Source organism: Lentzea sp. NPDC005914, from assembly GCF_040629405.1.
In the GTDB taxonomy this organism is placed as follows: Bacteria; Actinomycetota; Actinomycetes; order Mycobacteriales; family Pseudonocardiaceae; genus Lentzea.
Genome location: NZ_JBEXVQ010000029.1, coordinates 104244 through 127145, shown reverse-complemented (window position 1 = coordinate 127145; position 22902 = coordinate 104244). Strand labels below are relative to the sequence as shown.

The 22902-nt window shown below is 68.5% G+C and carries 21 protein-coding genes and 1 pseudogene; 10 read left to right on the top strand and 12 right to left on the bottom strand.

The window, feature by feature from the left end; genetic code table 11:
- Positions 1–514 precede the first annotated feature (514 nt).
- The 4 genes and pseudogenes from ABZ345_RS33625 to ABZ345_RS33610 all read left to right on the top strand — a co-directional run.
- Positions 515–1774, top strand: a pseudogene (locus ABZ345_RS33625) (S8 family serine peptidase); the annotation flags it as partial.
- Between the two features lie 111 nt (positions 1775–1885).
- Positions 1886–3646 carry a hypothetical protein gene (locus tag ABZ345_RS33620; RefSeq protein ID WP_359857773.1) on the top strand — a complete coding sequence of 587 codons (1761 nt, stop codon included), beginning with the start codon at positions 1886–1888 and terminating at the stop codon, positions 3644–3646.
- Positions 3647–3696: 50 nt separating this feature from the next.
- Entirely contained in the window at positions 3697–4128 is a 432-nt protein-coding gene (locus ABZ345_RS33615) for a MarR family winged helix-turn-helix transcriptional regulator (RefSeq protein ID WP_359857762.1), read from the top strand.
- Positions 4129–4135: 7 nt separating this feature from the next.
- Positions 4136–4480 (top strand): MmcQ/YjbR family DNA-binding protein, encoded by a 345-nt coding sequence (locus tag ABZ345_RS33610; protein WP_359857759.1) that lies wholly within the window; start codon positions 4136–4138, stop codon positions 4478–4480.
- On the opposite strand, the gene ABZ345_RS33605 is transcribed toward ABZ345_RS33610, so the two are convergent.
- The gene (locus tag ABZ345_RS33605) at positions 4477–4857 is read right to left on the bottom strand and encodes a VOC family protein (RefSeq protein WP_359857756.1); all 381 of its coding nucleotides are present in this window, start codon (positions 4855–4857) and stop codon (positions 4477–4479) included. The genes ABZ345_RS33610 and ABZ345_RS33605 overlap by 4 nt on opposite strands.
- A 56-nt stretch (positions 4858–4913) precedes the next feature.
- Between ABZ345_RS33605 and ABZ345_RS33600 the strand changes: the two genes are divergently transcribed.
- On the top strand, positions 4914–5306 hold the full coding sequence (locus ABZ345_RS33600; RefSeq protein WP_359857753.1) for a VOC family protein: 393 nt from the start codon (positions 4914–4916) through the stop codon (positions 5304–5306).
- Here the strand turns inward: ABZ345_RS33600 and ABZ345_RS33595 are convergent.
- From ABZ345_RS33595 to ABZ345_RS33585, 3 genes are all read right to left on the bottom strand, one after another.
- Positions 5299–6225: an ABC transporter permease subunit gene (locus ABZ345_RS33595; RefSeq protein WP_359857750.1), complete on the bottom strand. Its 927-nt coding sequence runs from the start codon at positions 6223–6225 to the stop codon at positions 5299–5301. The genes ABZ345_RS33600 and ABZ345_RS33595 overlap by 8 nt on opposite strands.
- On the bottom strand, positions 6222–6353 hold the full coding sequence (locus tag ABZ345_RS33590; RefSeq protein WP_359857747.1) for a hypothetical protein: 132 nt from the start codon (positions 6351–6353) through the stop codon (positions 6222–6224). The genes ABZ345_RS33595 and ABZ345_RS33590 overlap by 4 nt, the downstream gene beginning before the upstream one ends.
- Before the next feature lie 153 nt (positions 6354–6506).
- Positions 6507–9332 (bottom strand): alpha/beta fold hydrolase, encoded by a 2826-nt coding sequence (locus ABZ345_RS33585; RefSeq protein ID WP_359857744.1) that lies wholly within the window; start codon positions 9330–9332, stop codon positions 6507–6509.
- 357 nt (positions 9333–9689) lie between these two features.
- On the opposite strand from ABZ345_RS33585, the gene ABZ345_RS33580 reads away from it, so the two are divergent.
- On the top strand, positions 9690–10688 hold the full coding sequence (locus ABZ345_RS33580; protein WP_359857741.1) for a TerC family protein: 999 nt from the start codon (positions 9690–9692) through the stop codon (positions 10686–10688).
- Here ABZ345_RS33580 and ABZ345_RS33575 read toward each other — a convergent pair.
- Positions 10685–11887, bottom strand: a complete 1203-nt coding sequence (locus ABZ345_RS33575; protein ID WP_359857738.1) for an amidohydrolase family protein — start codon at positions 11885–11887, stop codon at positions 10685–10687. The two genes, ABZ345_RS33580 and ABZ345_RS33575, sit on opposite strands and share 4 nt — an antisense overlap.
- 89 nt (positions 11888–11976) lie before the next feature.
- Between ABZ345_RS33575 and ABZ345_RS33570 the strand changes: the two genes are divergently transcribed.
- Positions 11977–13839 carry a S9 family peptidase gene (locus tag ABZ345_RS33570; protein WP_359857735.1) on the top strand — a complete coding sequence of 621 codons (1863 nt, stop codon included), beginning with the start codon at positions 11977–11979 and terminating at the stop codon, positions 13837–13839.
- On the opposite strand, the gene ABZ345_RS33565 is transcribed toward ABZ345_RS33570, so the two are convergent.
- Positions 13829–15178, bottom strand: coding sequence for an FAD-binding protein (locus tag ABZ345_RS33565; RefSeq protein WP_359857732.1), 1350 nt, complete (start codon positions 15176–15178; stop codon positions 13829–13831). The two genes, ABZ345_RS33570 and ABZ345_RS33565, sit on opposite strands and share 11 nt — an antisense overlap.
- A gap of 131 nt (positions 15179–15309) precedes the next feature.
- Between ABZ345_RS33565 and ABZ345_RS33560 the strand changes: the two genes are divergently transcribed.
- The gene (locus ABZ345_RS33560) at positions 15310–17304 is read left to right on the top strand and encodes an NB-ARC domain-containing protein (protein WP_359857729.1); all 1995 of its coding nucleotides are present in this window, start codon (positions 15310–15312) and stop codon (positions 17302–17304) included.
- Here the strand turns inward: ABZ345_RS33560 and ABZ345_RS33555 are convergent.
- The 3 genes from ABZ345_RS33555 to ABZ345_RS33545 are packed head-to-tail and all read right to left on the bottom strand — an operon-like array spanning position 17281 to position 18908.
- Complete coding sequence (locus ABZ345_RS33555; protein WP_359857726.1) at positions 17281–17634, bottom strand: hypothetical protein; 354 nt, start codon at positions 17632–17634, stop codon at positions 17281–17283. The genes ABZ345_RS33560 and ABZ345_RS33555 overlap by 24 nt on opposite strands.
- A gap of 4 nt (positions 17635–17638) precedes the next feature.
- Positions 17639–18295 carry an RES family NAD+ phosphorylase gene (locus ABZ345_RS33550; protein ID WP_030466547.1) on the bottom strand — a complete coding sequence of 219 codons (657 nt, stop codon included), beginning with the start codon at positions 18293–18295 and terminating at the stop codon, positions 17639–17641.
- 28 nt (positions 18296–18323) lie between these two features.
- Positions 18324–18908, bottom strand: coding sequence for a DNA-binding protein (locus ABZ345_RS33545; RefSeq protein WP_359857723.1), 585 nt, complete (start codon positions 18906–18908; stop codon positions 18324–18326).
- Positions 18909–19064: 156 nt separating this feature from the next.
- Between ABZ345_RS33545 and ABZ345_RS33540 the strand changes: the two genes are divergently transcribed.
- The gene (locus ABZ345_RS33540) at positions 19065–20234 is read left to right on the top strand and encodes a glycosyltransferase 87 family protein (protein WP_359857720.1); all 1170 of its coding nucleotides are present in this window, start codon (positions 19065–19067) and stop codon (positions 20232–20234) included.
- Here ABZ345_RS33540 and ABZ345_RS33535 read toward each other — a convergent pair.
- The gene (locus tag ABZ345_RS33535; protein ID WP_359857717.1) at positions 20176–20721 is read right to left on the bottom strand and encodes a DUF308 domain-containing protein; all 546 of its coding nucleotides are present in this window, start codon (positions 20719–20721) and stop codon (positions 20176–20178) included. The genes ABZ345_RS33540 and ABZ345_RS33535 overlap by 59 nt on opposite strands.
- Before the next feature lie 53 nt (positions 20722–20774).
- Here ABZ345_RS33535 and ABZ345_RS33530 point away from each other — a divergent pair, with 53 nt between their 5' ends.
- Positions 20775–21299: a hypothetical protein gene (locus ABZ345_RS33530; protein WP_359857714.1), complete on the top strand. Its 525-nt coding sequence runs from the start codon at positions 20775–20777 to the stop codon at positions 21297–21299.
- Here the strand turns inward: ABZ345_RS33530 and ABZ345_RS33525 are convergent.
- The gene (locus tag ABZ345_RS33525) at positions 21296–22183 is read right to left on the bottom strand and encodes a hypothetical protein (RefSeq protein WP_359857711.1); all 888 of its coding nucleotides are present in this window, start codon (positions 22181–22183) and stop codon (positions 21296–21298) included. The two genes, ABZ345_RS33530 and ABZ345_RS33525, sit on opposite strands and share 4 nt — an antisense overlap.
- 125 nt (positions 22184–22308) lie before the next feature.
- On the bottom strand, positions 22309–22875 hold the full coding sequence (locus tag ABZ345_RS33520) for a suppressor of fused domain protein (protein ID WP_359857708.1): 567 nt from the start codon (positions 22873–22875) through the stop codon (positions 22309–22311).
- Positions 22876–22902: the final 27 nt, after the last annotated feature.

Genomic DNA, 22902 nt, shown 5'->3' with positions numbered 1-22902 from the left:
GTCAGGTCAAGCCGACGAAAAGCGTGTCGGCTTGACCTGACCCCTCTGGCGCGGCAAACGATCAGGCACGACTCGTGACGGGACCACCCCACCGGAACCACACGAGAAGAGCGCCTCGCCTTCGGCATCGCCTCGATCCGTCTCGCCCAGCCTCGCGTCGACCCATCTCGCGTTGCCTGCCCGTGTCCCGCCCTGCCTCGCCGCGTACTGCCCATCCCCGCTTCACCTCGCGCCACCCCGCCTGGCGCCGCCTCGCCTCGCTCTGCCCTGCCCAGCTTCGCCTCGCGTCCTGCCCCCGCCTCACCGCGTCCTGCCCCGCTCCGCTTCCCCGCCCTGCCCCCGCTTCGTCTCGCCTTGCCCTCTTTGCTCTCCCCGGCTCCTTGCGTGCGGCTGCCTGCTGTTGCTGCGGGGGCATCCTCCGTGTGGCGCTTGACGGAAAACGGTTTCCCGGCCAGTGTCGATCTCGCGCACTCGCCGCTGCGCTGCCGGAGTCGGTTGCGGGCGGGAGGCTTTCATGCTGCGCGGGGTGGCGATTGGTGCTGCGGTTGTTGTGGTGGCCGGGGGGATGCTGGTTCCTTCGGCGGGCGCTGAGCGACTGCCTTCCAGCGGATCGCATTTGGTTGCGGCGGCTCCTCGGATGGTCACGCTTGTTTCTGGGGATCGTGTTGCTGTGCAAGGGGATCAGGTCACGGTGATGCCTGGTGTCGGGCGTGATCGGGTGGTGTTTCATCAGCGGCGTACGGCTGCTGGGCATGTTTTGGTGGTGCCGCAGGATGCTGTGCCGTTGGTTCGCAGCGGCAAGGTCGACAAGCGGTTGTTCGACGTCACCGGGCTCATCGAGCAGGGGCGGGATGACGGTAGCCGGGACACGTTGCCGTTGATCGTCGATCGGGATGTGCGGGCGCTTGCCAAGAGTGCGCTCAAGGAGACCTGGGAAGGGATCAAGAGCGACCCTGGCGTTCGGAAGGTGTGGTTGGACGGGCGGGTTCGGTTGTTGGACGCTGAGAGTTTTGCGCAGGTCGGGGCGCCTGCGGCGTGGGAGTTGGGGTTTACCGGGCGTGGGGTCACCGTTGCCGTGCTGGATGGCGGGTATGACGCCGGGCATCCGGATTTGCAGGGGAAGGTGTTGGAGGCCAAGGACTTCACCGGTACTGGGGTGAAGGACACGTACGGGCACGGGACGCACGTTGCGGCGACTGTGGCTGGGGACGGGGTTTTTGGAGGGGTTGCCAAGGACGCTCGGTTGCTCGTCGGGAAGGTGTGTGCTGCGGACACCTGTGACGAGTCGGCGATCTTGGCGGCCATGGAGTGGGCTGCGCCGCGGGCTGGGGTGGTCAACCTCAGTTTGGGCGGTGGGGCGACTGACGGCACGGATCCCCTGTCCCTTGCCGTCAACCGCCTTTCCGAGCAGTTCGGGACGTTGTTCGTGGTCGCGGCGGGCAATGACGGGGAGGACGGGGTCAGTTCGCCTGCGGCTGCTGATGAGGCGCTGGCGGTGGGGAGTGTCAGCAAGGCTGATCGGGTTAGCCGGTTTTCCAGTCGTGGGCCGCGGGTGGGGGATTTTGCGGTCAAGCCTGATGTTGTGGCGCCTGGGGAGGACATCGGGGCGGCGCGGGCGGCTGGGACGAGCATGGGTGAGCCGATTGACGCGTTGCACACGCGGGCCGATGGGACTTCGATGGCCGCGCCGCACGTGGCTGGGGCGGCTGCGTTGGTTCGGCAGGCGCATCCCGAGTGGTCTGGGCGGGAGGTGAAGGCGGCGCTCACGGGGGCGGCTCGGTCGGTGGGGCGTGGGGTTTACGAAGAGGGGAGTGGGAGGCTTGATGTTGCTGCTGCGGTTGCCAATCCTGTTGTGGCGACGGTGTCGAGCCTCAGCTTCGGGCTCTTGAAGTTTCCGCACGTGCAGTTGCCGCCGATCACCAAGAAGCTCACTTACCGGAACTCGTCGGCGCAGGCGGTGACCTTGCCGGTTGTGGCCGATCATGCGGCGATCACGGTGGGTGCCAAGGAGGTCGTGGTTCCTGGCAACGGAACGGCGGAGGTCGACGTGACGCTGGATCCGGCGAAGGTCGCGGTGGGGGCCGGCGGGGCTCGGATCCGGGCCGGGAACAGTGTGGTCGTGGCCGGGTTCACGGCTGAGGCCGAGATGTACGAGATGACGGTGACGACGGTGGGGCGGGACGGGAAGCCGTCGGATGCCGAGGTCAGTGCGTTGGAGTTGGACAGCGGGGAGAGTGTGGACTTCGCGCAGCCGGTCGACGGGGTGACCACGTTGCGGCTGTTGAAGGGCAGTTACTCGGTCGACGCGCTGGTGCACGGGGACGCGGAGCACACCTGGGCCAGCACCGGGAAGATCGTCGTGGACAAGCCGACGGCTGTCGTGATTGATGCGCGGCAAGGGAAAGAGGTCGGGGCGCGGTTCGATCGGGCGGCGGGGCGGAAGTTCGTGGCGGTGGACGCGGTCTACCAGGCCGGGGGGAGCCGGGTGCAGACCGGGGTGTCGTCGCGGACATCGGACGCGTTCTTCGCGGTGCCGGTGAAGGCGGATGCCTCGTACTTCAACTTCGGGACGTTCCAGATCTGGGGCGGCGGTGGGCACGAGTACTTCGTGGCGGCGCCGTATGCCGGTGGGATTCCCGGGGAGTTGAGGCCTCGGGTGCGGGATCGGGAGATGTACGGGGAGAAGGCGCGGTATCGGGCCCAGGGCACGCCGGCGATCGGGTCGCGGTCGTCCACGCCGTTCTACGTGAAGGGGCAGGCGGTTGCCTTCGGCGTGGCGCTGGACCTGGCGATTCCGCAGCGGCGGGTGGAGCACTTCACCGGGCGGCCGGACGTCAAGTGGATCATGGACTTCTTCCAGCGGCCCGTGTCGCAGCCGAGTGTCGGGTTCGACGGGCACATCAGTGCCGGGCGCCTGGTGTTTCCGGGTGGCAAGACGGCTTCGCGGTCGTGGAACAGCGTGGTGGCGTCCACGGATCTGAACCTGCGCGGGTTCCACGGGCTCGTGCGGTACGGGAACAACGGGTACGTGCAGCACTGGCCGTTCGCGCCTGGCGAGCCGGACGCGTCGGACGAGTTCGTGTTCGGGGCGCCGTACGTGCAGGCTCGGACTCGGTTGTCCACTGTGGACGGCAAGGTGCTCGCGGAGAGCGGTGGGGTGTTCGCGAACTTCTCCGGGTTGCCCGAGGCGCAGGCGCGGTACGTGCTGGACGTCGAGGCGACGCGCAGCCCCAAGTGGACGCCGTTCGCGCCGAAGGTGTCGGCGCGGTTCGAGTTCGCTTCGGCCAAGACGGACGGGAACGTGTACCTGCCGGTGCCGACCGTGCGGATCTCCGGGGCGTTCGACGACCTGAACCGGGCGCCTGCCGGGTGCCGGGTGTTCCCGGTGGACGTGAGCGTGGTGCCGCAGGCCGGGTCGGTCGGCGCGGCCGAGGTGAAGAGCGTGTCGGTGCAGGCGTCGGTGGACGACGGAGTCACGTGGCGGACCGTGCCGGTGGTCGGGGCCGGGGCGCGCTGGAAGGCGTTGGTGGCGCATCCGGCCGGGGCCGAGTTCGTGTCGCTCAAAGTGAAGGCGGTGGATGCGGCGGGTTACTCCGTCGAGCAGACGACCATACGCGCCTACGGCATAAATCGCCCTCTGGGGTGAGATGTCGGCTGACAGCTTTCGTCACGGCGCAGGACGGCAATGATCTCACGGTGGATGTGGACTCCCACCTCGCCGCGGTGGAGCAGGGGCTGATCGCGATGCGGCGCAGCCAGTCACGCCGAGCACTCGCTGACCTGGCCGTACCGGCCTTTGACGTGCTCGATGTCGTGGAGACGGCCGAGCGGACAGGTACACAGGCGACGGTGTCCAGTGTGGCCTCGGCGTTGCACGTGGATCAGCCGCGTGCCAGCAAGCTCGTCACGAGCGCGGTCGACTCCGGGCTGGTGTCGCGGATCGCGGACAAGGCGGACGGGCGGCGCGTGCTGCTCGTCCGGACACCGCGAGGGCGTGCGACCTCGGCCGAGCTGCACCGCGCGCGGCAGGCTGCGTGTGCGATGGCGATGGCCGACTGGAGTGACGAGGAGCGGGCGGTGTTCGCGGAGCTGCTCACGCGTTTCGTCTCGGTCTTCGGCGCGCGATAATCCTGTTGTGACACTGGACGAGATGATCGCCTACTGCGCCGGGAAGCCGGGCGCGGAGGAGACGTATCCGTGGGGCGACGCCGAACTGGTGTGCAAGGTGGGCGGTAAGGCGTTCGCCTTCATCGGCCTCGACGCGCACACCGTCGGGCTCAAGTGCGGGGCCGACGCCGAGGCCGCCGCGCCGTGGCGGGAGCGCTTCCCCGGCGACGTCACGATCAGCGGGTACGTGGGGCGCTACGGCTGGAACACCATCGCGCTCAAGGGATCGGTGCCCGACGACGACCTGCTGGAGCTGGTCGACGGCTCCTACGAGGCCGTCGTCGCGCGGTTGCCGAAACGGAAGAGGCCCTAGCGCTCTTCCGGCTGCAGGATGCCGAAGATGTTGCCCTCGGTGTCCTTGTAGTAGGCGAGCAGGCCGACGCCGGGCATCTTGTCCTTCGGCAGCGCCACCGTGCCGCCGTTGACCTCGATGGCCGCGATGGTGGCGTCGATGTCGATCACGCTGATCGTCATGACGTACCCGTGCACGGGCGCGTCGGGTGCGGGGTCGGGGCCTCGGCGCGGCAGCAGTCCGCCGTTGACGCCGGGCTGGTCGTCGTCGCCGGTGGCGATGGTCCAGTAGGGGATGTCGCCCCACTGTTCGATCTTCCAGCCGAAGACGGAGGAGTAGAAGTTCCGCGCTCGCTCGGGATCTGCGGCGTGGATCTCGAAGTGCACAGGACGTGACATGAGACGGCACGCTACTCCGGACACTGGTTGTCCGCATTGGTCTCTACCGTGGCCGCATGGCTACCGATTTCCAGGTCTCGTTCGACGCGAACAATCCGCCCAAGCTCGCCGACTTCTGGGCGCAGGCACTCGGTTACGTGACGCAGCCGCCGCCTCCCGGATTCGCGACGTGGGAGGAGTTCGCGGTCAAGAACAACATCCCGTTCGACTCGGTCGACGACTACGCGGCGCTGATCGACCCGGACGGCAAGGGACCGCGATTCCTGTTCCAGCGCGTGCCCGAGGGCAAGACGGCGAAGAACCGCCTGCACCTCGACATCAGGGCCGGGCTCGACTCGGTGGACCGCCTGGTCGCGCTGGGTGCCACGCGCGTGCGTGAGCACAACGACCAGATGGGCCACTGGGTCGTGATGCTCGACCCCGAGGGCAACGAGTTCTGCGTCAGCTAGTGATGTCCTTCGTCTTGAACCTGCGTGCCGCGAGCAACGTGAAGATGCCGCCGTAGACGAGCGCGGAGAACGTTCCGCGCGTCATCTCCGACCAGTCCACATCGGTCGAGAGCAGGTCGGCCCACGCCATCGCGTAGTGCGTCGGCAGGTAGTTGCGCAGGTCCTCGAGCGGCTGAATCTGGTCGAGGATCTGCGACAGGATCGACACGAGAACCGTGCCACCGACGGCACCGAGCGGTGCGTCGGTGGACACGGACAGGAACAGCGCCAGGCCCGCGACCCAGAACAGGTTGATCGCGATGTAGCAGACCGCGAGCCCCATCCCGAGCACGCCGTCCGCGAACGGCGCCGCCTCGCCGGTCGGGCTCACGACCTCGCCCGCGCCGTACCAGAGGACGCCCACGCCGAGGGCGACCGCCGGGAGGAGTGCGAGGGCGAAGAAGCTGAGGATGCCGCTGCTGAGCGCTTTCTGGCGGAGCAGGCGGTGGCGCGGGATCGGTGCGGCCAGCAGGTACTTGAGGCTGGACCACGACGCTTCGGACGCGATCGTGTCGCCGAAGAACAGCGCCACGATCATCGGCAGCAGGAAGCTGCCGCTCACGAACAGCGTGAGCACCACGAAGTTGATGCCGGACGCGGTGGCCAGGTCGACGAAGCCGCCACTGCGCCTGTTCGGGTCTGACGAACCGATCTCGAAGCTCAGGGCGAGGATGAACGGCAGCAGCACGAGGAAGCCCAGCACGAGCTGGGTCCTGCGCCTGCGGATCTGCCGCCGCAGCTCGACGCCGATTCCCAGCGTTCTCCGGGCCTTGTAACCGATTGCCGAACCGTCCGGGGCCACCTCGGTGTGCTGGTGGGCGGCGGCGTCGGTCAGCTCGGTGATCGCGCCGGGGTCGGTGTGGACGTCGTGCTCGTTCACCTGTCCACCCCCTGGCCCGGTGCCTTGGTGCGGTTCGGGTTCGCCGTGAGGACCGTCTTGATCACCGGACGAGCGTCGGCGGGCTCCGCGGTCGTGGCGTCACCGGTGTGCGGCGTGTGATCGTTCACCGGTCGGTCTCCGCTCCGAAATTGTCAGACCCGGCTGGGATAATTGAGTCAAGGGGACCCCCTTCGCGCGCGAGCAACGCCTGCTCGCTCGACGAGGGGACCTCTGCCTCGGCCTGGGCGTCCGTTGTCGCGGACGCCGCTGCCATCAGGAAGTCATTCACCGACCAGCTCCAAGAACGCGTCTTCCAGCCTGCGTCGCGGACCCGCCTGGTCCACCGCCACACCCGCGGCGACCAACGCCGAGAGAGCGGCGGCGCGCGGGACGCCGTTCATCGACGCGTGCACGGCACCCTCGTCCTCGTGCACGTCGTGCACGCCTTCGAGGCCCCGCAGGACATCGGCCGCCTTCGAGGGGGAGTCGACGCGGAACGTCGCCTCGCCGCCTCCCGCCGCGATGTCGGCCACCTCGCCCGCGGCGACGAGCTTGCCCTTGTGCATCACGACCACGTGCGAACAGGTCTGCTCGACCTCGGCCAGCAGGTGCGACGACACCAGCACGGTGCGGCCGGCCGCGGCGTAGCGGCGCAGGACCTCGCGCATCTGGTGGATCTGGGGCGGGTCGAGGCCGTTGGTCGGCTCGTCCAGGATCAGCAGGTCCGGGAGGCCGAGCATCGCCTGGGCGATCGCCAGGCGCTGGCGCATGCCCTGGCTGTACGTGCGCACGCGGCGGTTCACGGCGTCGCCGAGGCCCGCGATCTCCAGCGCCTCCTCGATGTGAGCTTCCTCGAGAGGCCGGCCCGTTGCCGCCCAGTACAACTTCAAATTGGCCGCGCCGGACAGGTGCGGCAGGAAGCCGGAACCCTCGACGAACGAACCGATGCGCGACAGCACGGGCGCGCCGGGCGTCACCTTGTGGCCGAAGACCCGGATGTGGCCCTCGGACGGGTGAATCAGGCCCATCACCATGCGCAGCGTGGTCGTCTTGCCGGCGCCGTTGGGACCCAGGAGCCCCAGCACCTGGCCGTGCTCCACGCGGAACGACAGGTCCTTCACCGCGGTGAGGCCACCTGGGTACGACTTGGTCAGGTTCGAGATGACCAGTGGCACCTCGGACAGTTCGGGGTCCGAGTCGTGCGCCAGACGACGGCGGAACAGCGCGATGACACCGGCGCCGATGAGCACCAGCAGCGCGACCACGATTCCCCACAGGGCTTCCACAGGGAAGCCCTCCGTCACGTTGCGGCCGGGCACGACGGGCACCGAGAGCTCGTCGGAGGCCAGCGAGATCCGGTACGCGGCAGGCTGTTCGGCGTTCGCGAACGCCTGGTCCGTCGTCGACACGGCCAGCAGCAGCTTGTGCTCACTCTCGACGGGACGCACGGCCGGAGGCAGCGTCACAGTTACCTCGGCGGCGGAACCGTCCGGAGGCAGCGCCACGCGGAACGGTGCGACCGACGAGCCGGGAAGGACGCGAGTGCCGTCCTTCGAGACGTCGTAGAGCTTCGCGAACAGGATCGCCTCGCCCGAGGTCTGGTCACCACGGGCAACGCGCAGACGCACCGTGGACGAACCGGTCACCAGCAGCTGTGAGTCCAGCGCGGAGGAGGTGAACACCGCCGCCTGACCCGGCATGTCGAGCGACAGCCGTGACGAGATCGCGGACGAGCGCGACAAAGCCGAACCCAGGCCGGGCAGGTTGCTGATCGCCGCCGGGTTGCCGCCCGCCGGGTTCACCGCGACCTGCTCGCGCCCGCTGAGCTTCACGGTCTTGCGCTCAACCGCACCACCGGAAAGTCCGGGGTACGAAGGCGCGACGACGGTCCTCAACGACGGGGTGCCGGACGAGCGGAACGCGCCCTGCACCGTGTACTCGAAGCCGGTGCCGGGGTCGGTTCCCTTGCCCTGCAGGTGGAACGCCATCCAGTCGGCGATCTCGCCGCGCAGCGCGGTACCGGGGTTGCCGCCGTCGTGGCCGCCCGCGTACCAGACCATCTTCACCTTGCCGCCGGCCTCGGTGATCTGGCGCGCGGTCGCGTCGGACTGGTCGAGGCCGAACAGCGTGTCCGCCTCGCCCTGCACGAGCATCGTCGGCTGCTTGATCTGGTCGGTCACGGCGACGGGGGACGACTTGCGCAGCAGTTCCAGTGTTTTCTGCGACGCGCGGCCCGTCGTGGCGACCTCCGTGTAGGCGGCGCACACCTCTGGAGTGAAGCGGCCGCACGCACCCATGGACGGCGTGGGCGGCTGTCCCGCGGCGCCCGAGCTGCCGCCGGGCTGTTGAGCGGGCTGCTGAGACTCGGTCTGGCCCATCTCGGGCGCCTCACCCGTCGGCGACGACAGGTCGATCGACGTCATGCCCGCCGAGAAGAAGATGCCCGCCCACGAGCGCTTGAAGACGCCGTCCTCGCTGAACGCGGTGGCGGCCGGGGTGGCGTCCGAACGCGGTGTGGCGAGCGAGGAGTTCGGCAGCAGCGCCTGCGCGAGGTCGTTGTACGTGATGACCGGGACGATCGTGTCGACGCGCTTGTCGACGCCGGCGAGCAGCAACGAGAGAGCGCCGCCGTACGAAGCGCCCGTCACGCCGACGCGGGGGTCGCCGGCGCTGTCCTTCTGCACCTCGTCACGCGTGCCGAGGAAGTCGAGCAGCTTCTGCGCGTCGCGGACCTCGCGGTCGAGCGAGTTCAGCGCGATCTGGCCGGTGCTGCGGCCGAAACCGCGCGCGGACCACGTCAGCACGACGAAGCCGCGCCGGGCGAACTCCTCGGCCTGGGTGTGCACGCTGCGGAGGCTGCCGCCGAAGCCGTGCGCGAGCATGATCGCGGGCGCGGGCGTCTGCTGGGGGAGGTAAAGACGCGTCTCGATCGTCACCGTCTGAGCGCTGTCGGGGCTCTCAGGTGCGTCGATGTTCGCTTCTTTGAAGACGACGGCCGCGGGGGCGTCCCCGGATCGAGTGAAGTACACGCCACCTGCGACAACGGCGAGAACCACGATCAAAGCGGGGATCGTCCACCGGCCGCGAAGGCGGGAGAGGCGGGACACCCCATGACGATATGCGAGTTTTGCTGAGAGTCACCTGCCGGGATCCGGTGCCGGTCTCAGCATGAGTCGATCTTCAGCGCGGCTTCAGGAAGCGGCGGTTCCGAACCGAACGACACGCTGTGTATTCCCGTTGCACCTGGTTGCGTGGGTCTGCTCACCCTGTGTGGCGCTAACCGCCCTCCGTGGAGCACAATATTCACGCAGCATGGAGGGGAGTACTCCCTAAGCGGCGGTGTCGTCAGTACGGAGCTCGGCGTGGAGCTTCCGGTGCCGTCGGTCGACTGAGAGATCATCTCAGCGGCGGAGGAGACCTCCGGGTTTATTTGGCGTGCGCCCGAGAATCCCGGAGGTTGGGTTGTGAACGTCCCCGCATGGATGTGGATCGCGACGATCGTAGGTCTGCTCGTTCTGCTCGCTGTCGACCTCGTCATCGTCGATCGAAAACCCCATGAGGTGACGATCGGAGAAGCAGCCCGCTGGGTCGTCTTCTACGTGGCGATGGCAGCGCTGTTCGGCCTCGGCATCTGGTACTTCTCCGGAGGGCAGTACGCCACGGAGTTCTTCGCCGGGTACATCACCGAGTACTCGCTGAGCGTCGACAACCTGTTCATCTTCTTGATCATCATGACGACGTTCAAGGTGCCCGCGATCCACCAGCACAAGGTGTTGCTGATCGGCATCCTGCTCGCGCTCGTCATGCGCGGCATCTTCATCGCGGCCGGCGCGGCGCTCATCAGCCAGTTCAGCTGGGTCTTCTTCATCTTCGGCGCGTTCCTCATCTACACCGGCTACCAGCTGGCGCGGGAGAACCACGACGACGACGAGGAGTTCAAGGAGAACCTGATGCTGCGCATGGTGCGCAAGGTTTTCCCGGTGACCGACGACTTCCACGACGCCAAGTCGTTCATCAAGATCGAGGGCAAGCGTTATGTGACCCCGATGTTCATCGTGATGGTCGCGATCGGCTCCACCGACCTGCTCTTCGCGCTCGACTCGATCCCCGCGATCTTCGGCCTCACCAAGGAGCCGTTCCTGGTGTTCACGGCCAACGCGTTCGCGCTGATGGGCCTGCGCCAGCTGTACTTCCTGCTCGGTGGCCTGCTCGCGAAGCTGGTCTACCTCTCGATCGGCCTGTCGGTGATCCTCGGCTTCATCGGTGTGAAGCTGATCCTCGAGGCGTTGCACACCAACACCCTGCCGTTCCTCAACGGCGGCGAGCCGTTCCACGTGCCGACGATCGGCATCGAGGTCTCGCTGTCGGTGATCATCGGCGTGCTGGCGATCACGACGATCGCCAGCCTCCTCAAGGTGAAGCGCGACCCCGACGCCGCGAAGCACGTCGGCGCCAACCACTAGATCACGGAGACGCCGTTCTGGTAGACGGCGCGGATGGCCTGCTTCAGCGTTCCGGCCTTCACGTGCTGCTCGGCGTCACCCTCCACGAGAACGAGATCGGCGAGCTTGCCCGGGGCGAGCTCGCCGAGTTCGTTTCCGAGCCGCATCAGGTCGGCGGCGGACGTGGTGGTCGCGTAGAGCGCCTCGGCGGGCGACATGCCGTACTCGACCATCAGCGTGAGTTCGTTGAGGTTGTCGCCGTGCGGCCCGACGCCGGAGTCCGTGCCCATCGCGATCTTCACGCCCGCCTGGTGGGCCTTCTGGAACGCCTGGAAGTGCTGCGAGACAACGGCTTTCGCCTTGTCCAGGATGACGTCCGAGATCGCCACGCCCGCCGCGGCCTGGTCGAGCACCATGCGCGGCGCCATCAGCGTCGGCACGAGCCACGTGCCGTTCTTGAGCATCTCCTCGACGCCCTCGTCGGTGAGGAACACGCCGTGCTCGATCGACCGGACGCCGTTGCGCACGGCGGTGAGGATGCCGTCGCCGCTCATCGCGTGCGACATGACCGCGATGCCCGCCGCGTTCGCCTCCTGCACGATCATCGCGATCTCCTCGTCGCGGAAGTGCGCGTGACGGGGGTTGCTGCGCGGTGACATCACGCCGCCGCTGCTGGCGATCTTGATGATGTCGGCGCCGTGGCGGACGAGCGTGCGGACGACCTTGCGCAGCTCCTCGGGACCATCGGCGACGGTGTCGGGCAGGCCGGGGTGCAGCGGCGGCGAGATGTGCGCGCCGCACTGCATCCAGTCGTCGTTGTGGCCGCCGGTCTGCGAGACCATGTTGACCGCGATCTGCATGCGCGGCCCCTGGATCAGGCCGCGCCGGACCGCCTCCGCGACACCGAGGTCGGCGCCGAGTGCGTCGCGCACGGTCGTGATGCCGCAGCCGAGCGTGGCTTTCATGTTCCCGATCGCCTCGTAGAACGGCAGCGAGAACGGCGTGTTCAGCGACCGCACCAGGTCGGCGCCGCTGAACATGAAGTGCACGTGGCAGTCGAACAGCCCCGGCAGGACCGTGTGGCCGGTCGCGTCGATGACGGTGTCGCCGTCGAGTCCGATGCCCACGTCGACGATGCGGTCACCCTCGACCACCACGTCGCCGGGCTCGGACGCCCGGCCGGTGAAGACCCTGCCCCCAGAGAACACGATGCGCGTCATAAGCGAAAATCTAAGCGGCGAGTCAATTTCTGTGATCCGTCAACAAACAGTTATGAGCTTTGCTAACAAGCTCTGTTAGCGTCCTGCTCGTGCGCCCCGAAGACCTCGAGCTGCTCACCACACCCGGCACCGTCGCCGTGTCCGGGGACCTGGTGTTGGTCAGCATCGCCACGCCCGATCTCGACTCGAACACCTACCGGGGTGGTCTGCACCGGGTCTTCCCGGACGGCACGACATCGCCGTGGACACACGGTGATCGTGACAATGCGCAGCGCATTTCCCCGGACGGTCGTCTGGTCGCGTTCTTGCGCGTTTCCGGCAAGTCCAAGCCGCAGCTCTACGTCGTTCCGGTGGACGGCGGCGAGCCCCGCCGGGTGACCGACCTGCCGCTGGGCGCCGGTGCCCCGGTGTGGTCGCCGGACTCCTCGCGCCTCGCGTTCGTCGCTCGGGTGCCCGAGGAAGGGCGCTACGGCACGACCGACGCCGGTCCCGAGGCCGAGGCACCGCGCCGCATCACGCGCCTGGACTACCGCGTCGACGACGTCGGCTTCCTCGCCGACCGTCGTCCGCGGCTGCACGTCGTGGATCTCGACGGTGAGGTCTCCTCGCTGACCGACGGGTCTTTCGACGTGTCCGACCCCGCCTGGATCGACGACTCGACGCTGGTGTTCGTCGCGCCGCGCGATCTCGGCGCGGTCGAGACGCTGCACTCCTCGCTCTACACGGTGCCCGCTGCCGGTGGGTCCGTGTCCTTGCTGGTGGGTGGTGCCGGCGAGGCCTCGATGCCGTTCGTGGTGGGGTCGTCGGTGTACTACCTGGGGACCGAGTTCACCGGGATCGAGGCGGTGGCGCGCAACCACGGGCTGTGGAAGGCGCCGCTGGACGGTTCTTCCGATCCCGTGCGGCTGACCGACGTCGAAACCGTTGACGTGGAACGGCTTTCCGGTCAGCCGGTGGCGGATTCAACCGGTGTGCTGCTGGTCGTGCGCAACCGCGGTGCGTTGGAGCTGCAGCGGATTCCGTTCGACGGTGGGCCTGGCGAGGTGCTCGTCGGCGGATCTGTGGCGGTCAAGTCGTTCGCCACGGACGGTTCCTCCGTCGTCGCTGTGGTGTCCACTCCGGACAGTCCCGGTCAGGTTCTCTTCGTCGAGTCCGGTGTGCGCACGGCGTTTTCGTCGGTTGAGGCGCGTCGGGTCGTGGAGCTTTCCGGGTCCGCGTCCGACGGCTATCCGGTGCACGGCTGGCTCGTGCTGCCCGACGGCGAGGGTCCGCATCCGGTCGTCCTGGCCGTGCACGGCGGCCCGTTCATGTACCACAGCTGGGGTTTCTTCGACGAGGCCCAGGTCTACGCCTCGGCCGGATACGCCGTCGTGCTGCCGAACCCGCGCGGCTCGGCGGGCTACGGCCAGTCGCACGGCCAGGCGGTCATCGGCAAGTTCGGCACGGTCGACGTCGACGACGTTCTGTCCCTTTTGGACGTCGCGCTCGCCCGTGAGGACACCGATTCCGAGCGCGTCGGCGTGATGGGCGGCTCCTACGGCGGCTTCATGACGTCGTGGCTGTCCGCGCACCACGGCGAACGCTTCCGCGCGGCCTGGAGCGAGCGCGCCGTCAACGCCTGGGACTCGTTCTCGGGCTCGTCGGACATCGGCTACTTCTTCGCCGACGCCTACTGCGGTCCCGATCCCGAGGCCCAGCGCGCGATGTCGCCGCTGACCTACGCCGAGAAGATCAACCTTCCGTTCGCCGTCGTGCACTCCGAGCAGGACTGGCGCTGCCCGCTGGAACAGGCGCAGCGCATGTTCGTCGCGTTGAAGCGGCGTGGCGTGGAGACGGAGATGCTGATCTTCCCGGGCGAGGGGCACGAGCTGACCCGCTCGGGCCAGCCGCGGCACCGCAAGCAGCGCTTCGACGCGGTGCTGGAGTGGTGGGGCCGCTACCTCAAGGGCTGATGACGCGCAGGAGCTCGTCGCGAGGTGGTCCGGCCGGCGTGCGGGTGAGCTGTGGCCAGATGCGTTCGATGCGGCCGTGCAGGTCGTCGTCGGTGTCGAAGACCGAGACCCGGTCCAGCAGCCCGACACGGCCGACGGTCCGGCGCAGCACGTGGTCGTCGTGCGGCGCCGTGGCCAGCGCCGCCGCGAAGGCGAACAGGGGATAGCAACCGTCGCGCCGGCTGAGGTCGACCGGCGTACCGCTCCAGGCGGCGTTGCGCGCGGCGTCGAACTCCAGCGCGAAGGTGTAGCGCTCGCGGGCTTCCGGGCCGACGTCGGCGAAGTAGGCCTCGGTGAGGTCTCCTGGTGCGGTGTGCGCGGCGCTGGCCCGTCCCAAGGCCTGCGCGTGCACCAAGGAGAACGACAGCCCGTAGGCGAACATGGGATTGGTGTGGCACAACGCATCGCCGACCGGGACCAGCCCAGGTATACCGGAACCTTCCGTGCGGTCGATGTTGGCCAGACCGCCCATCGGCATCACGTCGGTGATGGGCCGCGCGTGGTCCGGTGAGGTCATCACGTCCAGCGGCGTGCAGGCTCTGGCGGCGGCCATCCACGCGTCGTTGTCCTTCAACACCCGCAGCTCGCGGTCCGCGGTGGGCACGATGAAGATCACCGCGAACGTCCGGTTGTCGCCGCGGAAGGTGTTGAACCCCATGTACCCGAGGTCGCCGCGCGGGTTGAGCAGCCACGGCCCCGCGAGGTGCTCGGCTCGTGGCGCGAGCTCGAAGTAGCGGCAGTAGTAGATCGAGCCGCACTCACTGGGCTCAGCCTGCGCGCGCGGCCAGCCCGGCGGGCACCGGTAACGGCCGAGCGCGTCGACCACCACGTCCGCGCAGATCTCCTCGCCGTTGTCGAGGTGGAACCCGCTCGCGCCGGGGACCAGACAGGTGATCTGCCTGCCGGAGACCAGCCTGACGCCGGGCTCGGCGTTCGCGGCGCGGCGCAACGCCCATTCGACCATCGGCCGCCGCACCCAGAGATAGACCAGATCCTCGTCGCCCGGCTGCCGCGGACCCGACAGCCTGGCCGCCAGGTCCTGCTCCTCGGCGCCGGCGTCGAGCAGCGTGTCGATGACGTCCGGCGCGAGCTCTCGCAGCACCTTGCGGCCCCTCGGCAGGAACGTGTGCGGCTGCTGGAAGTGCGGGATGCCCTTGCGCACCACGTCGAACGCGCCCTCCGGCCCGTCCTGCGCGGTCACGTCGTCGCGCTCCACGACGACCGCGGAATGCCCGGCGCGCGCCACCGCCAGGCCGGCGGCCAGCCCGGCCACACCACCCCCGGCGATCGCGAAGCGCATCCGTTCAGGCTAGGCATGCGGCCGATCGGCGTACAGGGTCGTCAGTCTCTAGTGGACTGCGGCTCGGCCGCCGGGAGGCCTGACCCGTTCGGCCGCTGGTTCCGCGCTGTCCACGGCGTGATGGTGTTGCGGTGGAGAGCACGGAGTCGAGGGCAGTGGTGCGGGCCAGCTGGCGGGGCTCCCTACCGGCTGTCCCGTCGGTTGTGCCTCGTCAGCTGCCTGCGGTGGTCGCCACCTTCAGCGGGCGACGCGACGAGCTGGCTCTGCTCGACTCCGCGCTCAGCTCGGGCGCCGTCGTGATCTCGGCGGTCAACGGCACAGCCGGGGTGGGCAAGACCGCGCTGGCGCTGCATTGGGCCCATCAGGTCGCCGATCGGTTCCCGGACGGCCAGCTCTACGTGAACATGCGCGGGTTCGAGCCGGACCGTGAACCGATGCCGGTCGCGGAGGCGGTACGGGGGTTCCTCGATGCGTTCAGCGTGCCGAGCGATGCCATCCCGGTCAGCCTGGACGCGCAAACCGCGTTGTTCCGCAGCAAGATCGCAAACCGTCGGGTCCTGCTGGTGCTGGACAACGTGAACAACGCTGCCCAGGTCCGGCCCTTGCTACCGGGTAGCTCCACCTGCTTCGCGTTGATCACCAGCCGCAACAGTCTGGCTGGTCTGGTGGCCGAGCACCATGCACGGCCATTGCGCCTGGACCTGCTGACCGATGAGGAAGCCGCAGCGCTGTTGTGGCACCGGCTCGGCGATCTGGACACTGACGCGCTGGTCGAGCTGTGTGCTGGTCTGCCGCTAGCGCTTTCGATCGTGGCCGCACGTGTCGCACTGCAGCCGAACATCCCCGTGGCCGAGCTGGTCGACGAGCTGCGCGCCGAACGGCTCGAGGCGCTCGATCTCGGTGAGCAGGACGTCAGCGCTCGGTCGGTGTTCTCCTGGTCGCTGAGGGCATTGCGGGAGCCTGCGGCGAGGCTGTTCCGCTTGTTGGGTCTGCACCCTGGCCCGGACATCGACACGCATGCTGCCGCAGCACTGGCCGGCCTTCCTCTGGCCGTGTGCAAGAAGTTGCTGCGGGAGCTGGTCAGCGCTTCACTGCTGGACGAGTACCTCCCCGGCCGGTTCCGCTTCCACGACCTGTTGCGGTTGTTCGCGCGAGAGTTGGCCGGGGCTGACGACGACGCGCAACGCCGGATGCTCGGCTTCTACGTCCACACTGCGTGGGCGGGCGATCAAGTGTTGGTGCCACATCGGATCGGGGTAGATCTGCCGCCGCTAGATCCTGCTGTCGCTCCTCTCACCTTCGCCGATCGGGCTGCTGCCTGGCAGTGGTTCGCCGCTGAGCAACCAGTGCTGACGGGCCTGGTCGATTACGCGGCGACCAGCGGATTCGATCAGCACACGTGGCAGCTCGCGCTGTCAATGCGCAGCTATCTCGACGCCCAGGGCTACTTGCGCGACTGTGCGTCGGTGTACACGGCGGCGATCGACTCGGTGAGTCGGCTCGGCGACCCGATCGCGCAAGCTCGTGTCTACAGAGGATTGGGCAGAGCGCTGTACAAGTTGTCGCGGGAGGACGAGGCAGAACGCGTGCTGACGCTCGCACGGGAGTTCGCCGACCGAACTGATGATCGCAGACAGCAGTCGCATTGCCAGGATGCGCTGTCGGTGTTGTACCTGAGGAAAGGGATGCCCAGCCGTGCCGCTGAGCACGCGGCGGAGTCTGTGCGGTTGCATCCTCACGACGACCATGCTTGGTTGGCCTCGTCCTATGTGCTGAAAGGTCGTTGTCTCGCCGAGTTGTCCCAGTTCGACGCGGCGCTGGAGGCCATCGGGCAGGGCTTGCGGATGCATCGACACCTCGTGCCCCCGGACGAGCAGGGAGAAGCTGAGGGCTTGATCAGTGCGGCTCGCATCTACCTCCACCTGCGCAGGTTCGTTCTCGCTCAAGAACATGCGCAGAAAGCGCTCACTCGCTACCGGTACCTCGGCAACCTCCTGGACACGGCAGAGGCGTTGGAGTGCTTGGGAGAGGTACACCGAGCTGTGGGGCACTACGACGAGGCTGACGCTGCCGCCGAGGAGGCGCAGGCGATCTTGACTGAGTTAAGGCGCATCGGCCTCGGCTGACGTGAAGGTCTGGAAGCGGGCGAGTAGTTCCTTTGCGGGCACGGAGTTCGGGTCGAACGGCACGAGCTGCCGACGTTGTCCCGCCTTCTTCACGCCCACCCAGTTGCACCGGTAGCAGAACTTCAGGTCGAACAGCAGCTCGTCGTCGGCCGCGTATGCCCGGATCGCGTAGCCGGGGGTGAAGCAGCGCATGCCTTGCCCTGGAGGGAAGGTGGCAATGAGGTCCAGGACTGCCGTCGCCTCCGTGTCTTCCCAGGTGCCGAGCAGGTCGCCGGCGATGGTCCGCGCTTCGAGGCGGCGGGCTCTCGAAGCGCTCTTGGGCATTCGCACGTGATCACCCCAGAAGTGTGTAGTTGAGCTCCTCGCACACCCGCGCCAGCGGCAGGTCCAGCCCCGGATGGTCCAGCGGTAGCAACACGTCCGGCGCCGCGGGCAGTCCCGAAGCCCCCGGCGGGTCCCACAGGCAGATGGCAGGGTCGCCGGAGTCCATCGAAGACCGGTACCAGAGGCCGTCCAGCTCCGGATACGCCGCCCGAATAGCTCGCGACCAGGCCTGCGTCACCAGCTTCGGGCCCGTGGAGATCTCCTGCGAGGCACCGACGCGGGTGGGCCACAGGCCGCCCAGGTCCAGCAACCTCAAGGTGCGTCGTGGGCGCAGGACGACGAGGAACGGTGAGCGGGTGCGGCGGTCGACGATCGAGGTGGCCTGGAAGACCTCGGCGATCGAGGTGCGGACGGAGAGTCCGAAGTAGAGGACGCCGTTCTCGTGGTCCTGGACCGGGCTGCCGTCGTCGGCCGGTTGTTGCGCGTCGAAGCGGGCGTGGGGGAGCGGGCCCGTGTAGCGGAACGTGTTCCAGCGCTGCGGGTGGGAGCCCTTGGCCGTGAAGACGCGGACCAGGCGGGTGGCGCGGTGGACGGCCACCACGTCCTCGGTGCGGCGCAGGTGCGCTTGCAGCACGGCAGGGGCAGGCGGCTGTGGAAGCCGTGACATTCGGGTCCTGTCGGGTGTTCGGGAGCGCTCAGGCGGGGGTGCCGAGCACGGAGGCCAGGTCGGCTACGCGGCGCGGGTCTCCTCCTGCTAGTAGCCAGTCGCGCGGGGTGGCGGGCTCGCCGTCGACGGGCAGGTCCTCCTGGAGGGTGGTCATGAACGCGGCGACCACGAGCGCTGGTTGGTCTGACGGGATCGCCGCCAGCACGGTCTCCAGGCCGGGCAGGACGCCGGTGCCCGCGAACTGCCACGCGGGCAGGCGCCAGCTGCCGCGGTCCTTCCAGCCCACCAGCCTGCCGACGCCGAGACGGTGCCGGATGCGGCTCGTGTCGACCTGGAGTTGGCGCGCGGCCTCGTTGACGGTCACGGCCGAGTCGCGCAGCACGGCGTGGGCGACGACGGTGCGGGCGCGGGGCCTGGCGTCCCTCGGGCCCGCCGGGGACAGGTCCAGGCCCACGTCGGCCAGCGCCGTCTGCTGGTCCGGGGTGAAGTACGTGGCCGGTTCCGGGTGTGGCGGGGCGAGCCTGCGTGCCGCGTCGGTCACGAGGTCCAGGAACTCGTCGGGGCTCACCTGCAGGCCGGCCTTGGCCAGCACCGTCTCCAGCGCGGGGCTCATGCGCACAGAATATCCCGCGCGTGCGCATTTGTGCGCCTTATGAACGCATTGACCCTAAACGTTCGACGTTGTGCGCTCACGCAACGACGCTACGTGAGATTTCCCGGTCCGGAGCGGTGACGTGGGCCTCATCTGGCACATCGCTACCATTTCCCGATGCAGCTGGACCGGGGCGCCAAGCGGGTCGTCATCGCGTGGGCCGTCGTCATGGTCGCCACGCTCGCGTACGTGATGATCCGGCCGCTGGGCTGGTCGCTCGACCTGCGGGTCTACCGCAACGGTGGCGACGCGCTGCTGCGGGGGCTGCCGCTCTACGTCGAGGGCTTCGCGAAGCCGCTCGGTGGGCCCGATCTGCCGTTCACCTACCCGCCGATCGCCGCGGCGCTGTTCAGCCTGCTGGCGCTCGTGCCGCTGGTCGTCGCGATCTTCGTGGTGGCGGCGGCGAACCTGGCGATGCTCACGGCGCTGTGCCTGATCGCGGCGCAGCGGGTGGTCGGCTGGGGACCAGAGGCCGTGAAGTGGGGGCTGGGCGCGGCGGCGGTGTCGTCGATCTTCGACCCGTTGCGCGAGACGTTGTGGTTCGGGCAGATCAACCTGCTGCTCGGCGTGCTCGTGATGGCCGACTGCTTGCTGGAGCGCACGCGGTGGTGGCCTCGTGGTGCGCTCATCGGGCTGGCGGCGGCTATCAAGCTGACGCCGGCGTTCTTCGTGTTGTACTTCGTGGCGCGTCGGCAGTGGAAGCCCGTGTTCGTGTCGATCGCGTCGTTCTTCGTGTTCGGGCTGTTGGGGTTCGTGATCGCGTTCGGCGACGCGAAGGAGTACTGGACGCACGCGCTGCTCGACCCGAGCCGCGTCGGACGTCTCACCTACGCGTCGAACCAGGCTCTGCGCGGCGTGCTGGCGCGGTTCGGGCTGGAGAACGGCGCCCAGGTCGCGGTGTGGGTCGTGCTGTCGCTGCTGGTCGTGGCGACGGTGTGGTGGCTGGCCTCGCGTCTGGGGGACGTCGAGGCGTTCTTCGTCGTGGCGATCGGCGGGCTGCTGATCTCGCCGGTGTCGTGGGGACACCACTGGATCTGGATCGCGCCCGCGCTCGTGCTGCTGTCGCGTGATTCGCTGCGCCGCCACTGGGCGCCTTGGGTGGTCGTGGCGGTGTTCGCCGTGGGGCCGCACTGGCTCTTCCCGCGCGACAACGACGTCGAGCAGCACTGGGCGTGGTGGCAGCAGGTGATCGGCGACCTCTACGTGTTCGTCGGGGTCGCCGTGCTGGTCACGCTCGCGGTGCGGGTGGTGCGAGACCGGCGCCGAGCCGCTTCAACCGCAGGCTGAACAGCACCAGCACCACGCCCCACAGGATCGCGAACACGCCGATGGTGATCACGAACGCCAGCGCGCCCGCGGCCGGGTTCGCGACCAGGATGATGCCGAGCAGCACCGTCAGCGCACCGGTGACGATGTAGAACCACTCGTTGGTCATCACCTTGCGCAGGCGGATCGCGTTGACGATCTGCAGCACGCCGGTGACCAGCGCCCAGGCCGCGATGAGCAGCAGCAGCGCCGTCGCCGTGATGCCCGGCCAGAACAACGCGATCAGGCCCGTGACCAGGCCCAGCGCGCCGATCAGGCCGAGTGCCCAGCGGGCGGGCCACTCCTTGTGGGTCAGCGTCAGGTACAGCGTCATCGCGCCGTCGACGAACGCGTAGGCGCCCCACATGATGATCAGGACGAGCAGTGTGAGGCCGGGCCAGATCAGGGCGGCCAGGCCGAACAGGACAGCGAACACTCCGCGCACCGTGAAGAGCCACCAGCGTTGCATGGGCAGGATCGTCTCGGCTGTCGGAGCGCTCGGCAACCTGAGACCCTCGTTCGGTGCTGATCCGAGTGGCTGACTGGGAGCGGATTCGTTCCGGCGAGGTCACGCTGCAGTTCCGGCGGTGGAAGCGGCCTACTGTGCGCGCGGGCGGGACTTTGCGGACGTCGTTGGGCGTGCTGGCGATCGACGCTGTGGACGTCGTGTCGCGGGTGTCGCGTGCGGAGGCGGTGGCGGCCGGGTTTCCGTCGGTGCGCGAGCTCATGTCCTCTGTGGAGGGACGCGAGGGCTCGCTTTACCGGATCCGCCTGCGTTTCGTGGGTGAGGATCCGCGGATCGCGCTGCGGTCATCGTCCTCTGTGGACGGAGTATCGCTGAACGACGCCGCGGTGGCGTTGCTGCGGCTGGTCGCGGCGAACCCCGGTGTGCGGGCGGCGGATCTTGCCGCCTCGGTGGGCCGCGAGAAGCTGCCGTTCAAGGCGGACGTCCGCAAGCTCAAGGCTCAGGGCCTCACGGAGTCGCTGGAAGTGGGGTATCGCCTCTCCCCGAGAGGAGAGGCGTACCTGCGTTCACTCGACGACTAGTTCTGGCCCGTGATGATCGAGACCGCGCGGTCCTGCGTCTGGTCGGTGACCTCGCCGATCTGGAAACCGCGCGCCACCACGTGCGCGACGAGCTCCGGCTCCGGCGGGAGGCCGTACTTGCGCAGGTAGTGCGGCACGGCGCCGGCCCAGATCCAGGTGCCGTCGGTGCGGAAGTTGAGCGGCACGTCCTGCTCGCCGCTCTGCGAGAACTCGTCGAGGTCGTAGCTGCGCGCGGCCAGCACGACCGGCGCCGACTCGAGGTAGGTCAGCAGGTTGTCGAGCAGCTGCGGGTCGATCGGCTGGCGGTTGACGACGATGCGGCCGTCGTCGTTCTTGCCGTCGTACACGCGGGCGGTCCGCAGCTCGCCGCTCTGGGGCTGCTGCTCCGGCGGCGGAACCTGGTACTCCTGCTGCGGCTGGGGTTCCGGCTCGGGAGCGGGCAGCGGCGGCAGGCCGACGCGCTGGCGCCACCAGTCCGGGATCATCCGGTCGGGGCGCGGGAACGTCTGCAGCTCGTCGCGGAAACCGATGGGCGGCGGAGCGTTGCGCCAGCGCGGCTCGTCCTCGGCGTTGAAGTCCACCGTGAACGCCGCCGGCGCCTCGATCTCGTACGTCGCGCTCAGCCAGGTGCCGCGCTCCGGGTGGTACATGCCCCCGCGCAGGTGGCCGAACATCTGCACCACGTCCATCGGCGGACGCACCGGCCGCAGCTGGCCGTCGGGACCCGCGAACGCCAGGTCGACCTCGATGTGCCTGCCCGCCGCGCGGTACTCGGCCCGGATGCGCTGCCAGCCCTGCGGTACGGCCGGCAGCATGGCACGGCCGATCTGCCGCACGAGCTGCTGCTGGTCCTGGTCGCTCAGCGGTGTCGCCGGCTGGCTCATGTGGTTCTCGCCCCTCTCCCCGTCAGACCCGCTGATCTTATCGGGCGGTCGTCACGCGCGCGGGCCGGTCGGCCGACCTCGGCGCGTTCACCCACTTTGAGTGGGTGCGGGGCGTCGCGGTTCCGTCAGAGCGCGGACTCGCGGTAGACGTTGAGCAGGTTCGTCCGGTTCTCGCGCCAGATGTCGTACAGCTCCTCGGCGTCGGCTTCCTCGACGAAGTCCGCTTCGGCCGCGGTCACCGGGATGAGGGTGATGATCTGCAACGACGGCTGGCCGTTGTCGTCGCGGTACAGGTCGAACTCACTGCCGAAGAACGGGCTCGGCGACGCGAGGATGCCCTGCATCTGGGTGTCCGCAATGATCGGCTGCTCGTTCTTGACGACCTGTTCGTACTCGAGGCCGCGACCGCTGCTGATCGCCAGGCCCGCCACCGTGTCGACCAGGTAGCGCGCGAAGCGTTCCTGGTCCTCCTGCAGTGAGCAGGTGAACTCCTCCGGCAGGATCGAGGTGATCTGCTGGAACCGCACGCCGTTCGTCGTCACCGTGGCCACGCCCGGATCGGGGAGGTGGCTGAAGATGAGTGCGTAGCCCCGGTTGCCGCCGTTCACCTCAGGGCCCTCGACGTGCTTGATGCCGCCGACCTTGCTCTCGAGGTGCTCGAGGAACCTGCCGTACCCACCAGGCGAACTCATGTCTCTCCGTTCATCGGGAACGGCCCA

Coding starts and splice junctions, on each gene's coding strand:
- ABZ345_RS33565 (WP_359857732.1), bottom strand. CDS start 15,178: ATGCGCTTCGCGATCGCCGGGGGTGGTGTGGCCGGGCTGGCCGCCGGC.
- ABZ345_RS33535 (WP_359857717.1), bottom strand. CDS start 20,721: ATGCAACGCTGGTGGCTCTTCACGGTGCGCGGAGTGTTCGCTGTCCTG.
- ABZ345_RS33525 (WP_359857711.1), bottom strand. CDS start 22,183: ATGAGCCAGCCGGCGACACCGCTGAGCGACCAGGACCAGCAGCAGCTC.
- ABZ345_RS33605 (WP_359857756.1), bottom strand. CDS start 4,857: ATGTCACGTCCTGTGCACTTCGAGATCCACGCCGCAGATCCCGAGCGA.
- ABZ345_RS33545 (WP_359857723.1), bottom strand. CDS start 18,908: ATGAGCCCCGCGCTGGAGACGGTGCTGGCCAAGGCCGGCCTGCAGGTG.
- ABZ345_RS33540 (WP_359857720.1), top strand. CDS start 19,065: ATGCAGCTGGACCGGGGCGCCAAGCGGGTCGTCATCGCGTGGGCCGTC.
- ABZ345_RS33600 (WP_359857753.1), top strand. CDS start 4,914: ATGGCTACCGATTTCCAGGTCTCGTTCGACGCGAACAATCCGCCCAAG.
- ABZ345_RS33550 (WP_030466547.1), bottom strand. CDS start 18,295: ATGTCACGGCTTCCACAGCCGCCTGCCCCTGCCGTGCTGCAAGCGCAC.
- ABZ345_RS33520 (WP_359857708.1), bottom strand. CDS start 22,875: ATGAGTTCGCCTGGTGGGTACGGCAGGTTCCTCGAGCACCTCGAGAGC.
- ABZ345_RS33575 (WP_359857738.1), bottom strand. CDS start 11,887: ATGACGCGCATCGTGTTCTCTGGGGGCAGGGTCTTCACCGGCCGGGCG.